The organism is Leucobacter soli, assembly GCF_042659205.1.
Taxonomy (GTDB): Bacteria; Actinomycetota; Actinomycetes; order Actinomycetales; family Microbacteriaceae; genus Leucobacter; species Leucobacter soli.
Genome location: NZ_JBHSRW010000051.1, coordinates 1 through 13,329, shown reverse-complemented (window position 1 = coordinate 13,329; position 13,329 = coordinate 1). Strand labels below are relative to the sequence as shown.

The 13,329-nt window shown below is 70.3% G+C and carries 14 protein-coding genes; 2 read left to right on the top strand and 12 right to left on the bottom strand.

The features are described from left to right. Nucleotides 1-17 precede the first annotated feature (17 nt). From ACFPZL_RS05305 to ACFPZL_RS05280, 6 genes are all read right to left on the bottom strand, one after another. Complete coding sequence (locus tag ACFPZL_RS05305) at nt 18-395, bottom strand: hypothetical protein (protein WP_382334822.1); 378 nt, start codon at nt 393-395, stop codon at nt 18-20. A gap of 149 nt (nt 396-544) precedes the next feature. Beyond that, complete coding sequence (locus ACFPZL_RS05300) at nt 545-1,759, bottom strand: substrate-binding domain-containing protein (protein ID WP_218113664.1); 1,215 nt, start codon at nt 1,757-1,759, stop codon at nt 545-547. Further along, the gene (locus ACFPZL_RS05295) at nt 1,756-2,877 is read right to left on the bottom strand and encodes an ABC transporter permease (protein WP_218113665.1); all 1,122 of its coding nucleotides are present in this window, start codon (nt 2,875-2,877) and stop codon (nt 1,756-1,758) included. Before ACFPZL_RS05295 ends, ACFPZL_RS05300 begins: the two co-directional genes overlap by 4 nt. Beyond that, nucleotides 2,874-3,971 (bottom strand): ABC transporter permease, encoded by a 1,098-nt coding sequence (locus ACFPZL_RS05290; protein ID WP_218113666.1) that lies wholly within the window; start codon nt 3,969-3,971, stop codon nt 2,874-2,876. The genes ACFPZL_RS05295 and ACFPZL_RS05290 overlap by 4 nt, the downstream gene beginning before the upstream one ends. Then, nucleotides 3,968-5,485, bottom strand: a complete 1,518-nt coding sequence (locus tag ACFPZL_RS05285) for a sugar ABC transporter ATP-binding protein (RefSeq protein ID WP_218113781.1) — start codon at nt 5,483-5,485, stop codon at nt 3,968-3,970. The genes ACFPZL_RS05290 and ACFPZL_RS05285 overlap by 4 nt, the downstream gene beginning before the upstream one ends. Before the next feature lie 29 nt (nt 5,486-5,514). Beyond that, entirely contained in the window at nt 5,515-6,615 is a 1,101-nt protein-coding gene (locus ACFPZL_RS05280) for a Gfo/Idh/MocA family protein (RefSeq protein WP_236021591.1), read from the bottom strand. 94 nt (nt 6,616-6,709) lie between these two features. On the opposite strand from ACFPZL_RS05280, the gene ACFPZL_RS05275 reads away from it, so the two are divergent. After that, nucleotides 6,710-7,897 carry an ROK family transcriptional regulator gene (locus ACFPZL_RS05275; protein WP_236021598.1) on the top strand — a complete coding sequence of 396 codons (1,188 nt, stop codon included), beginning with the start codon at nt 6,710-6,712 and terminating at the stop codon, nt 7,895-7,897. Between the two features lie 10 nt (nt 7,898-7,907). Here ACFPZL_RS05275 and ACFPZL_RS05270 read toward each other — a convergent pair whose 3' ends face one another. From ACFPZL_RS05270 to ACFPZL_RS05260, 3 genes are read right to left on the bottom strand one after another with little or no spacing between them, the layout of a single operon-like run. Further along, nucleotides 7,908-8,465, bottom strand: a complete 558-nt coding sequence (locus ACFPZL_RS05270; RefSeq protein ID WP_218113667.1) for an RES family NAD+ phosphorylase — start codon at nt 8,463-8,465, stop codon at nt 7,908-7,910. A 31-nt stretch (nt 8,466-8,496) separates the two neighbouring features. Next, nucleotides 8,497-8,850: a helix-turn-helix domain-containing protein gene (locus tag ACFPZL_RS05265; RefSeq protein WP_218113668.1), complete on the bottom strand. Its 354-nt coding sequence runs from the start codon at nt 8,848-8,850 to the stop codon at nt 8,497-8,499. Nucleotides 8,851-8,872: 22 nt separating this feature from the next. Then, nucleotides 8,873-10,294: an aminotransferase-like domain-containing protein gene (locus ACFPZL_RS05260; protein WP_236021607.1), complete on the bottom strand. Its 1,422-nt coding sequence runs from the start codon at nt 10,292-10,294 to the stop codon at nt 8,873-8,875. 52 nt (nt 10,295-10,346) lie between these two features. Between ACFPZL_RS05260 and ACFPZL_RS05255 the strand changes: the two genes are divergently transcribed. Next, nucleotides 10,347-10,733, top strand: a complete 387-nt coding sequence (locus tag ACFPZL_RS05255; protein ID WP_218113670.1) for a hypothetical protein — start codon at nt 10,347-10,349, stop codon at nt 10,731-10,733. Here ACFPZL_RS05255 and aroB read toward each other — a convergent pair. From aroB to aroC, 3 genes are all read right to left on the bottom strand, one after another. Further along, nucleotides 10,715-11,833, bottom strand: a complete 1,119-nt coding sequence (aroB, locus tag ACFPZL_RS05250) for a 3-dehydroquinate synthase (protein WP_218113671.1) — start codon at nt 11,831-11,833, stop codon at nt 10,715-10,717. The genes ACFPZL_RS05255 and aroB overlap by 19 nt on opposite strands. 3 nt (nt 11,834-11,836) lie before the next feature. Continuing rightward, nucleotides 11,837-12,613 carry a shikimate kinase gene (locus ACFPZL_RS05245; protein ID WP_236021609.1) on the bottom strand — a complete coding sequence of 259 codons (777 nt, stop codon included), beginning with the start codon at nt 12,611-12,613 and terminating at the stop codon, nt 11,837-11,839. Further along, a partial coding sequence (gene aroC / locus ACFPZL_RS05240) for a chorismate synthase (protein ID WP_382334819.1) occupies nt 12,610-13,329 on the bottom strand: 720 nt, incomplete at its 5' end. The genes ACFPZL_RS05245 and aroC, both read right to left, overlap by 4 nt.

Here is a 13,329-nt window from a genome sequence, read left to right as displayed (position 1 = left end):
GCCCGAGGCCGGCGCGATCATGTAGCCGTGCTTCTCGAAGATGTCGCGCTGCGCCAGACTCGCCCCGTGCGGGCGGTGAAGGGGCCGGCGACCGTCGGCGAGGCGAGTCGCACGGCGACATCGACGCAGTGCCGCAGATAGTCCTGCGTGGGTTCGCGCAGCGCGTCGTCCAGCAGATCCCTGCCGGGGCCCATCGCGCCGACCACGCGCGCGCCCATGCCCAGTTCCCCCAGCCGCTCGGCGGCGAGCTCGGGCGACCAGTCGCCCGGCGACTCGACCGGCAGCTCGAGCAGCTCGTAGCCGATCCCGCGCGCGCGATGCGCGATCTCGAACAGTGCCTCGTCGTCGAGCGGCGACACCCAGACCCAGGTGTTCACGCCGAGCTGTCGCTGCATGCTTCTCCTTCGTCCTACTGCTGTGCTGCGCCGTGCACGGCGTTGAACGAGCGAGGCGAACCGAAGCATCGACACCGGGGCTCCGGGGTCTGCTTCGGCTCGCTCGCTCGCTCAACCGGCAAGGCGTTCAGCTCCTCCGACGGCGTGGATCAGGGAATGATCCGATCCTGCCAGACCTGCGGATAGCCCGGAAGGTTCTCGCCGCCGAACTTCGCGTAGTGGCCGTCGGGCATGCCCTCGTTGCGCTCGAGGTACTCGTCGAGTTCATCGACGGTGATGGGGCTCTGCGGGAGCACCCACTCCGACGGCACCTCCTCGCCCGCGAAGATCTTCTGCATCGCGAGCAGCGGGGTGCGCCACTGGAAGTTCGAGTAGACGGGTGCGAGCCCGGTGAGCCCAGTGTCCTTCCACTTGCGCAGGAAGCTCAGCTCGTCCTCGCCGGTCATCACCGGGTAGTCCTTGCCGGCATCCTCGAAGGCTTCGATCGCGGCCACTGCACCGTCGCCGGCGTCCATCCAGACGCCCTGCACGTCGCCCTTGGCCAGCTCATCCGAGATGATCTTCTTGATCTCGGCCGGGTCGGCGCCCGTGAAGTAGTCGACGGCCTCGATACCGGCCTCGCCGAACAGCTTCTCGGCCGCGGCCCAGCGCTGCTCGAGCACGTCGACGCCCGGCAGGATGCGCAGCGCCACGACCTTGTCGCCCTCATTCAGGTGGTCGATCAGGAACTCGGCCGTGTCGATGCCCCAGGCGAAGCCGCCTATCGGGTGGATGAAGGTCACCGCGCAGTCGGTCTGCACGCCGCGGTCGAAGACCACCACCGGTTTCCCGGTGTCGCATGCCCGCTCGACGGCCGGGGTCATCGCCGCGGTCGAGTTCGGCGAGATGACGAAGCCGTCGCATTCGCCCTCGGCGATGAAGTAGTCGATGTCCGCGATCTGGGTGTCATCGCTGTCCTTCGCATCGCGGGTCTCCATCGAGGAGAACGTGCCGTCGTCCTGCAGCACCTTCAGCTGCTCGTTCATGGTGATCCAGCCGGTCTGCCGCCACGGGTTCGAGATCGAGGCGTTGGCGAAGCAGAGCTTCTTCGCCCCCTCCGAGGCGTACTCCGAGGTGTCGCGCATCTCGGCGTTGATGGTCTGCAGATAGGGCTGATCGTCCGGACCCTCCGGCGTGACCGAGCGCTCGGCGTACTGCTTGTCGAAGAGCGCCTGGTCGAACCACTCACCCGAGCTCTCGGGGGTCTCCTCGGAGGTGTCCGGCCCCGGTGGGGCCTCCACCGACGGGTCGGTCGTGCATCCCGCGAGCAGGATCAACGACGCCGCGCCGACGAGGCTCGTCATGATCCTCAATGATCGTTTCATGATCGGTTCTCCTTCGTGTGTTCGCCCCGCGCGGCAACGGCGCCGACGGGATCGAGTGGCGGGACGACCCCCGCCGGTTCTAGCCCGGTGGCCCCGGGTGGTCCGTCGGTCCCCGTCGCGAGCCCCCGGCGCCGGATGGCACCGAACACGACGCCGGAGTATGCCACGGCCGCGATGATGATCGCGCCCTGGATCGCGTCGCGCATCGTGGAGGGGACCGCTGTGAAGTTCAGCAGAGTGAAGAGCGTCTCGAGGGCGAACGCCCCGGCGAGGGCGCCCCAGACCGTTCCGCGGCCGCCGCCGAGCACCACGCCGCCGAGCACCACTGCGGTGATCGCGGTGAACTCGTAGCCGCGACCGACCGAGGGGTGCACACCTGCGTATCCGACGAGCAGCACACCTGCCACCGTCGCGCACAGCGAGGAGATGACGAATGCCGCCGTCTTCGTGCGCCACACGGACGCACCCGCGAAGGCGCCTGCGGCTGGATTGTCGCCGATCGCGATGAGCGTACGCCCGAACGGGCGACGCGAGAGCCACGCCGCGATCGCCACCGCGACGGCCAGCGTCACGACCGCCCACGGCAGCATGCCGATCACCGGGAGCCCCGTGATGCCGCCGCGACCGATCTGGCGGAACGAGTCAGCCGGGTTGCCCGTCGCGGCGCCGCCCGTCCACCACATCACGCCGCCGTAGAGTGCCAGCATCATGCCGAGCGTGACGATGAACGACGGCACCTTGAGCAGGGTCGTCACGAGGCCGTTCACGACGCCGACGAAGGCGCCGAGCAGGATCAGCAGGAGCAGCACCGGCAGCGCCTTCTCGTCGTCCTGCCCGATGAGGGTGCCCGCGAGCACCACCTGGGTGGTCACGAGCGACCCCTGGGAAAGGTCGAACTCACCGCTCACGATGACGAAGTACTGGCCGATCGCGACGACGGCGATCGGGGCGACGCGCTGAATGTAGCGGACGAGCTGGCCGGGCTCCGCGAAGGACGGATTGAGCACCGTGACGACGACCAGCAGCACGACGAGCAGCAGGTAGACGGCGCCGCGCGGGCTCACCAGCGTGCGGATGAAGCGGGCGAATCCGCCCGTACTGCTCCGGGTCGCACTCATCGCGCACCCCCTTCGCTCGCGGTCTCGACGGGCACGGCGTCTGCGGGCACGGCGCCTGAGGGCACGGCGCCTGAGGGCACGGCGTCTACGGGCACGGTGCCGACACCCGTGCGGGTGAAGCGCTCGCGGCGGGCGACGAGGCGCCGCCGCGAATAGACGGCGACCGCGATCACGATGACGGCACCGCGCACCACGTCCTTGAGGAACGGATTGACCTGCAGCACGCTCATGAGGTTGTCGAGCACCGCGAAGATCGCGACGCCGCCGATCGTGCCCCAGATCGATCCCCGACCGCCTGCCAGCAGCGTGCCGCCGAGCACGACCGCGGCGATAGAGAGGAGGTCGTAGCCGCCCTGCACGCCCACGGTCGGACTGCCGACGCCGAGACGGCTCGCGAGCAGCAGGCCCGCGACACCCGCGAACATCGAGCAGAGCACGTGGGCCCAGATGAGCGGACGCCGCGTGCGCACGCCCGAAAGACGCGCGACCTCGGCGTTGCCGCCGACCGCGAACAGATGGTGCCCGAAGCCGCCGCGGGCGAGGAGGAACGCCACCGCAGCGGCCAGCGCGAGCATCACGATCGTCGAGACCGGCACGGGGCCGATCCCCGTGGCGCCGAAGAGCTGGAACTCCCGGGGCACCGCACCGGCGGTGCCCCGGTAATTGGTGTCGAGATACCCTTTGAGGATCAGGCCGACGCCCAGCGTGGTCACGAAGCCGTGCACCTTGAGGAATGTCACGATGGCGCCGTTCGCGAGGCCGATCAGTGCGGCGACGCCGAGCGCGAGCAGCACAGCCGGAACGATCATGCCCGGCCGACCGTTCATCGTCTGCGCCGCGATCAGGCTGGTCAGGCTCACCACGTAGGGCACCGAGAGGTCGAGGGATCCGCCCAGGATCACGAGGGTCTGGCCGATGGCGACGAAGCCGAGCACGCTCATTCCCGTGAGAATGTCGCGGATGCTGCCCGGGCTGAACAGGTTTCGCCCGGCCGTCGCGACGAGCACGGCGCTCAGCGCGAGCACCACGATCAGGGCGAGGTAGACGATCACGGTCGTGTCGAGCCCGCGCAGTCGTGCGGCCAGTGCGGTCATCGTGCTCCCCCCTCCGTCTCGGCTGCACCCGTCGCGAGCGCCAGCACCGTCTCCTCGGACGAGTCCGCAGGCAGCTCGCCGGCGATGCGCCCGTCGCGCATGACGATGATCCGATCCGCCATGCCGATCACCTCGGGCAGTTCGCTCGAGACGAAGAGGATCGCCACCCCTCGCCTCGCCAACTCGCGGATGAGCCGGTACACCGCCACCTTCGCCCCCACGTCGATCCCGCGGGTCGGCTCGTCGAGCAGCACCACCCTGGGCGCGGTCGCGAGCCACTTCGCGAGCACCACCTTCTGCTGGTTGCCTCCGGAGAGCGCCTGCACCTCCTGGCTCGGACCCCGGCTCACGAGTTCGAGCGCGGTGAAGACTCCGGGAATCTCGGCGCGCTTCGATCGGGTGCGGCCGGGGAAGACGCTGCGGATCGCGAGCAGCGCGTTGTCGAGGATCGACTGGTTCAGCGCGAGGCCTGTGCGCTTCCGATCCTCGGTGACCAGCGCTATGCCGCGCCGCACGGCCTGCCGCGGCTGCCGGATCGGCCGCGCGACCCCGTCGAGACGCAGTTCGCCGCGAGTGAAGGGCGCGGCGCCGAACATCGCCTCGACGAGCTCGGTGCGGCCCGACCCCTGGAGGCCGGATACGCCCACGACCTCCCCCGCGCGCACCTGCAGATCGATGCTGTCGAGCTGCGCGTTGCCCCCGCCGCGCACCTCGACGACCGCGTCGCCGATCTCGGTGCCGGGCTCGGGGCGCGGGAAGTAGGCGCTGATGGGGCGGCCGACCATGCGCCGCACGAGCGTCGCCTGGTCGAGCTCGGCCGCAGGCCCGGTGGAGACGAGAGCTCCATCCTTCAGCACGGTGATGGTGTCGCACAGTTCGAAGATCTCCTTCAACCGGTGCGAGACGTAGAGGATCGCGACGCCGCGATCCTGCAGCCGCCGAACCACGCGGTAGAGGATCGACACCTCGTGATCCGCGAGCGCCGCCGTGGGCTCGTCCATCGAGATGACCCGGGCGTCGACGGAGAGCGCCTTCACGATCTCGACGATCTGCTGCTCGGCGACGGTGAGCCCGCCCACCGTCGCGTCGGGGGATATCCCCGAGACGCCGAGATCGGCGAGCAGCTCAGCGGTCGAGCGCCGCATCGCCGCGATGTCGACGAGGCCGAAGCGCCGGGGTTCCCGGCCCAGGAACACGTTCTGGGCGACCGTGCGGTCGGCCAGCAGGTTGAACTCCTGGAACACCGTCGCCACGCCGGCCCGCGCGGCCTCGACGGGGTGGCCGAAATCCACCGACTCGCCGTCGAGGCGAACGTCGCCGTCATCGCGACGGTACACGCCCGCGATGATCTTCATGAGCGTCGACTTGCCCGCGCCGTTCTCGCCGACGAGGCCGTGCACGGTGCCCGGCACGAGCTCGAGCGATACGCCGTGCAGCACCTCGACGCCGAAGAACTGCTTGTGCACGTCGAGAGCGGAGAGCACGGGGATCCCGGAGCCCGGCACCGTCTCCATGGGTGCCTCGGCAGCCGAATGGACGTCGTTCACGCCTCCCCCACCTCCACCCAGCGGCCGTCTCGGGCCGACTCGAGCACGGCGTCGGTGATCAGCACCGCCCGCGCGCCGTCGGCGAAGGTCGGCACGCCGTCTCGGTGCTCCCCCGCAGCCGCGGCGTACACGTCGGCGACGAAGGCGTTGAACGCGTCCTGATAGCCCTGCGGATGCCCCGCCGGCAGCGAGCACATCCGCGCGGCGTCGGCGGAGAGACTTGCAGGATCGCGGCGGAGCAGCATGGAGTGGCCGCGTCTGCCCACCCACAGGCGCTCGGGATCCTCCTGTTCGAAGCGCAGGCTCTCCCGCGACCCGGCGATCTCGAGCACCAGCCCGTTCTTCCGCCCCGGGGCGACCTGCGAGACGAGCAGTGCACCGATGCCGCCGCCCGCGAGTTCGAGGGTCAGCGCGACCGCGTCCTCGGTGTCGACGGGCTGACCGCCGCGCTCCGAGTGCACCGTGCGCGTCGTCGCGACGAGCCGAGTGATGCGATCGCCGCTGACGAACTCGACGAGGTCGACGAGGTGGGATCCGATGTCGGCGAACGCCCGGGAGGGCCCGCCCGATCCGGCGCCGACGCGCCAGTTGTCGTCGGCTGCGTCGAGCAGCCAATCCTGCAGATACTGGCCGGCGATCGTCAGCACGGCTCCGGCCTCTCCGGAGGAGATGCGAGCACGGGCCTCGCGCACCATCGGGTGATAGCGGTAGACGAAAGGCACCGCGCCGAAGAGACCGGAGGCCTCGACCTCGGACGCGAGTCCGAGCGCCTCCGCCGCGCTCGTCGCGAGCGGCTTCTCGCAGATGACGTGCGAACCCGCGCGCAGCGCCGAGCGCGCGTATTCCATGTGGTTGCGATTGGGCGTGCAGACATGCACGAACGGCAGCCCCTCGGCGAGAAGCTCGTCCGCGGTCAGTGCCCGGGCGTAGCCGAGGGCTGCGGCGGCCTCCGCTGCGCGCACCGGAGAGGACGAGGCGATCGCATCGAGCTCCGCTCCGGCCGCGCGCGCGGCGCGCGTGTGCGTGCGCGCCATGAAACCAGCGCCGAGCATACCGATTCGCGGAAGCCGGGAAGACGTCATCGTCTGCGGGGACATGCTCCTATTGTGTTCCTCGACGGCACGCTTTTGTTAGTTAACTTTCATAAGCAATCAAACTGTTACCAACTTTCATCTGTGATTTACTGAAAGTGTGATTCTGCCTCCTCCGCTGAACGGCTCAGCCATCTCGACGGCGGGCGGGCTCCTCCAGCTCCTACGAGACGGACGACCCCGCACGCGGGCCAAGCTCGCGCAGATGACCGGGCTCTCCCGCCCCACGATCACGCAGCGCATCGACCAGTTGCTCGAGCTCGGCCTCATCGCCCCCGTCGAAGACGCGGCGTCGACCGGCGGTCGCCCCTCATCGCAGATCGCCTTCAATCCCCGGGCCAGGGTGGTGCTCGCGGCAGATCTCGGAGCGCTGCACACCCGCGTCGCCGTCACCGATCTCGACGGCGTGCTGCTCGCCGAGGCGTCCTCCCCGCACGACATCGCCGAGGGCCCGGAGGCTGCGATCGACTGGATCCTGCAGTCGGCGAAGTCGCTGCTCCCCGATCTCGACTACCTCCCGGAGCAGATCGCAGGGATCGGGATCGGCGTTCCCGGCCCCGTGGAGTTCTCGACGGGTCGCCCCATCAACCCGCCCATCATGCCCGGGTGGGATCGCTTCGACATCCCCTCCGCCATCCGCACTCAGATCGATGCGCCCGTGCTCGTCGACAACGATGTCAACATCATGGCGCTGGGCGAGCTCAGCACCTCCTGGCCGGACGTCACCGACCTCATCTTCGTCAAGGTCGCCACGGGAATCGGCGCCGGCGTCATCTCGGGCGGCACCCTCCGCCGCGGGGCGAACGGCGCCGCCGGCGACATCGGGCACGTCGCCCTCGCTCGCGCCGCTGACACGCCGTGCCCCTGCGGCAACCGCGGCTGCATCGAGGCGGTGGCCTCCGGTCGCGCCCTCGCCCGCGCACTCAGCACGCCGGAACGACAGCTCAAGCGTCCGAGCGAGGTCGTCGCACTCGCGAAGAGCGGCGATGTCGAAGCGATCCAAGCCATACGGCAGGCCGGACGCGACATCGGCGAAGTGCTCACCTCCTGCGTGAGCCTGATGAACCCGTCGACCATCGTGATCGGCGGCACCATGGCGCAGGCGGCCGAGCACCTCGTCGCCGGCGTGCGCGAGGTCGTCTACGCCCGGTCGATCCCGCTCTCCACCGAGCACCTCACGATCGCCCCGTCTCGCGCCGCCGCCAACGCGGCGATCCTCGGAGCCGCGCAGCTGGCGATCGATACGGCACTGTCTCCGGAGCGGATCGCAGCCGCGCTCAGCGGCTGAGCAGGCCGGCTCACCCCAGCACCCGGTAGAGCCGATCCGCGGCCTCGATCACGGCGGGGTGCTCGGCGGTCAGCGATTGGATGCCCACGAGCCGGAGCCCGGCGGGCGGCTGCCCGTCCCGCCCCCAGAGCAGTACCGAGACCTCGCTGGGCAGCTGGCTCGACCACCACGAGAGGCCGGCGCGATCCTCGCCGTGCGAGGCGAAGATGCGCCGGGCCAGCTCCTGGGTGACGCCGGGATCCTGCACCACCACGCGGCTCGGCGCGACGCCCAGTTCCAGCAGCGTCTCCGCGTCGTCGAGGTCGAGCAGCTCGGCACCCGAGAATTCGAACTCCGCGATGGCGCGCGCCTGACCCGTGGCGGTCAGGAAGACCTCGGGGATCCATCGGCGCTTGCTGTAGAAGCTCTCCGCGACGGCCCCTGCCGCGCTCCGGGAGAAGTACCACGAGTCGTAGAGGTCGGAGTTGTCCCAGCGGCCATGCAGCTGGGGTCGCGGCAGGTACGTCCAGTGACCCGGTCGGCCCCGGCGGGCGCCGGGTGATCGCGGATAGCAGCGGAAGAGACGCATGCGGGTCCTCATCGCCGGGGCGCGCCCGCGCTCAGGCGTAGGCGCCCTCGTCCTCCGCGTCGATCGCGCCGATCACCTCGGCGATGCGGCCGAGCTTGATGCATTCGCGGGGCGTGGATCCGCGCAGGAACTGGTTTGGCGAGTCGAGCCAGATCGGCACGACCTTCTCGTGCATGGTCGCTTCGGCGCGCGCCACGATGTAGGCGAAGTCCATGATGGTGCGGGCGGACTCCGCGGAGGGGGTCTGGACGCCCTGCTTCCACCGGGTGACCTGGGAGGGTCGCACGCCGATGAGGTCGGCCAGCAGCGCGCCGTTGCCGGCCGCCTGCAGCAGCATGCGGAATCCATCGCCGTAAGCGGTGCCGGGCAGGGTCGCGGTGCTCATGTCTCCATCATACGCGCAATCCTCAGATTGCGCGATCCCGCCACGCTTCGCCGAGTCGACGGATCCCCTCCCTGAGGATCGGCTCGGGAGCGGTGAACGGGATCCGAATACGGGCATCGCTCGCCGCAGAGACCGAGAACGCCGCGCTCCCGGCCACGGAGACCCCTCGGATCGCGGCGAGACGGACGAACTCGTCGGCGGAGCCCTCAGGCAGCCGGGCCCACAGCGAGAGCCCGCCTCGCGGCGGCACGTAGCTCCAATCGGGCAGGTGCTCGGCGAGCAGTCCCCGAAGGAGGTCCAGCATTCGGGCATGCCGCTCGCTGATCTCCCGGCGCAGCGGCTCCGCCCGGTCGAGGAAGTCCAGCGCGAGCAGCTGGGTCGGCACGCTCGTGAACAGGTCGGCGACCTGCCGTGTTCCCCGCAACCGTCGCACGAGCACGGGATCGGCGCGCAGCCATCCGACCCGCAGACCTGCCCACGCCCATTTCGAGACGGATTCCACGACGATGACGGGAGCGTCCGCCCTGAGCGAGGCCAGGGTCGGCGGAACGACTCCGTCGAAGGCGATCGGCGCCAGCACGCGGTCCTCGAGCACGGGGACGCCGTACTCGGCGGAGAGCCCGGCGAGGCGAGATCTGGCGTCGGCCGGCATCCGCGTGCCCGTCGGGTTCTGATGGTGCGGGTTGACCGCCACCAGCACGGGGCGCATCCTCGCCATCGCCAGCTCGAGTGCGGTGAGATCGAGCCCGTCAGGACCCACGGGGAGGCCGACCACGATGCCGCCCCGTCTTCGCACCACATCGGAGAGTCCCGGCCAGGTGACCTCCTCGACCAGCACGACATCGCCCGGCGACACCAGCTCGTCCACCAGGAGGTACAGAGCGGCCTGCGCACCGTTCGTGACGAGGATCTGCTCCGGCGTGGTCGGCGTACCCTCGTCGGTGAGCTGCTGGGCGATGCGGGCTCGGAGGATGGGCAACCCCGCCGGATCGGTTTCGGAGAGCAGCGACGCGTGGAGGGCCGGCTCATGCTCCTTCACCAGCCCGACCGCGAGTTCGGACATCTGCGGCACGCCTCGGAGGAGGTCGATCGAGGAGGGCAGCGCCGAGAAGAGCGCCTCGGTGCTTCCCTGTCGCGGTGCCCGATGCGTCGCCGGACGAAGCCCAGCTCCCGTCACGCTCGTGCCGCTCCCCTGCCGCCGCTCGACGGCACCCCGCTCCGTCAGCGCACCGTAGGCGGAGACGACCGTGCCGCGCGAGACAGACACCGCCGAGGCGAGTGCGCGCTCGGCAGGCAAGCGGTCTCCCGGGCGAAGCTCACCGCCCTCGATGAGGGCCGAGATCGCCCGGGCGAGACGATCGGCCAACGTGCCTTCGCTCTGGGTCCAGCGCCCCAGCCGGGCCACCAGGCGATCCGCCGAGACGAAGGCCGATCCATGGTCCACCAGACGACTATTGGCACTTTCTCCCTGTCCCATACCTCGAAACTATGGACCAATGAACCCCCTTCACGCCCACAATCGATCGTTTTCCGGTCCAATCGATCCGGATTGGACCATCGACGAGTTCCTGTTCCAGCTCGCCGCCGGCGACTGCCCCGACGAAGACCTGATCCCCGAGCTGCGCCGGCTCGAGGCCGCGATGGGCCGCGCAGCGGGCTCGGCTGCACATCACGCGGCAGTGCATCACTCGGCGGTGCATCATGCAGCAGCGCATCGCTCGAGCGCGCGCACCGCGATCGCGCTCACCCGGTCCATTGCGATGCTGAGGCTCGTGACACCGAGGCTGCGCGCTGTGCCTCTCGGAGAGCTGCTCGGCGAGGCGCCCGCCGAGCTACCGGAATCGGCCTCCCGCGAACCGTCGATCTACGCCGCGATCTCCTGATACGCGAACTGCAGCACCGATTCGTCCACACCCGCCAGCACCCGCGGCTTCGCGATCTCGTCGAGCACGATGAAACGCAGCATCCCCGCGCGCGCCTTCTTGTCCCGCTGCATCGTGGCGAGCAGGCCCGGCCACCGCTCGGCCGGGTAGCTCAGCGGCAGGCCGAGCAGCGAGAGCACACGACGATGCCGTTCCACGGCCGCGTCCGAGAGCGCGCCCGCCATGCGCCCGAGCTCCGCCGCATACATCATGCCGATCGAGATCGCCACGCCATGACGCCACTGGTAGCGCTCGGCATGCTCGATCGCGTGGCCGAGCGTGTGCCCGTAGTTCAAGATCTCGCGCAGCCCGCCCTCGCGGAAGTCCTCGCTGACGACCCGCGCCTTCACGCCGATCGAGAGCTCGACGAGCCGCAGGAACTCGGGCGTCGTCGGATCGGTGGCCCGGTCCACGTCGCGCTCGATGGTGTCGAGGATCTCGGGTTCGGCGATGAAACCGTACTTCGCGACCTCGGCGAACCCGGCAAGGATCTCGTTCTTCGGCAGCGTGCGCAGCAGGTCGGTGTCGCAGATCACCGCGTGCGGCGCGTAGAAGGACCCGACGAGGTTCTTGCCCTCGGCCGTGTTGATGCCGGTCTTGCCGCCGACGGCCGCGTCGACCATGCCGAGCACAGTGGTCGGCATCTGCACCAGCTTCACCCCACGCAGCCAGGTGGCCGCGACGAAACCGGCGAGATCGGTCACCGCCCCGCCGCCGAGGCCGACGATCGCATCGCTGCGCGTGAAGTCGGCCTGGCCGAGGATCTGCCAGCAGAACGCGGCCACCTCGACCCGCTTCGCGGCCTCGGCGTCGGGAACCTCTGCCAGCAGCACCTGCGCGTAGTGCCGCTGCAGCTCGGTCCGCAACTCGTCCGCGAGGCGCCCCACCGTCGGCGTGTGCACGATCAGCACCTTGTTCACCCGGTCCCCGAGCTCGGCGGCGACCTCGCCCAGCAGGCCGCGACCCACCGAGATCTCGTATTCCCCCGCACCGGTGACCCGGATCCGCGTCGGCGCTTCGCCGCGCCCCTCGCGAGACGCCCCGTGAGATTCCGTGCCCATGCTCTACTCCGTGTCCGTGTCCATCCCGCGGCTCGCCGCGGTGCTCGTGTTGGGTTCATCCCCGGCCGTGCGCTGCCGCCGGCCCTGGCCGCGCATCCAGCCGGCCACACGGCGGGCGAGCTGCTCCTTGCTCCCCCGATCCGTGCGGAAGGTCACATCGGCCACCTCGTCGTAGAGGGGGCGCCGTACCTCGAGGATGCGCCCCCAGGCGTCGGGATCATCCCGCAGGAGCGGACGTCGGCTCAGGTTCGCGGTGCGCAGCACGGCGGCCTGCGTGGTCATGAGGAGCACGACCGGGTGCCCGCGCAGCAGCTCCCGCGTCGCCTCCGCGAGCACCGCGCCGCCGCCGAGCGCGACGATCCGAGACCCCGGGCGGGCGAGCTCCGCGGCGATGATCTCCGCCTCGATGCGCCGGAACTCCGGTTCGCCCTTCTCGGCGAAGAAGTCGGTGATGGCGCCGTGCTCGCGGACGAACACCGCATCGGTGTCGACGAAGGGGATGCCGAGGTCCTTCGCCACTTTGCGGCCGAGGCTCGTCTTCCCCGCGGCCATCGGACCGACGAGGACCACCGCGCGATCCGGGAGGCGCCCCGCACGACGGCGCGAACGCCGTCGCTTGGACCGCGCCTTCGACTTGGATTCGCCGGATCCCGGTCCACCGCTGTCCGTCAGGCGGATCGGCTGGGTCGAGAGCGGGTGCTTCGGCGGCGCCGGCACGGGGCCCCGGTCGGAGTCCTGGCCCGCACCCCCGCCCGGCGCACCGCCCTCGGACCCGTTCACGACTCGACGACGGTCGCGAGGGTGTCGGGGATCTCGGCGAGGTAGCTCTCGAGATTGCGGCGCGTCTCGGCGACGCTGTCGCCGCCGAACTTCTCGACCGCCGCGTCGGCGAGCACGAGCGCGACCATCGCCTCGGCCACCACGCCGGCGGCCGGCACTGCGGAGACGTCGCTGCGCTGGTGATGAGCCTTCGCCTCTTCGCCGCTCGCGACGTCGATCGTCGGCAGCGCATTGGGCACCGTCGCGATCGGCTTCATCCCGGCGCGCACGCGCAGAACCTGCCCGGTCGTCATACCGCCCTCGAGACCGCCGGCCCGGCCGGTCTCGCGGACGATCCTGCCATCGGCGACGTGCAGCTCGTCGTGCGCGGCGGAGCCGCGGCGGCGCGTGGTCTCGAAGCCGTCGCCGACCTCCACCGCTTTGATCGCCTGGATGCCCATGAGCGCTCCGGCGAGACGCGAGTCGAGGCGGCGGTCCCAGTGCACGTAGGATCCGAGCCCGGGCGGAAGCCCGTAGGCGAGCACCTCGACGATGCCGCCGACCGTATCGCCGGACCGCTTGGTCTCGTCGACCTCAGCGACCATTCGCGCGCTGGTCTCGGCGTCGAAGCAGCGCAGGGGATCCGCGTCGAGCGCGGCGACGTCCTCGGGGCGCGGGAGCGCGCCGCCCGGCGGCACCGCGACCTCCCCGATGGAGACGGTGTGGCTCACGAGCCG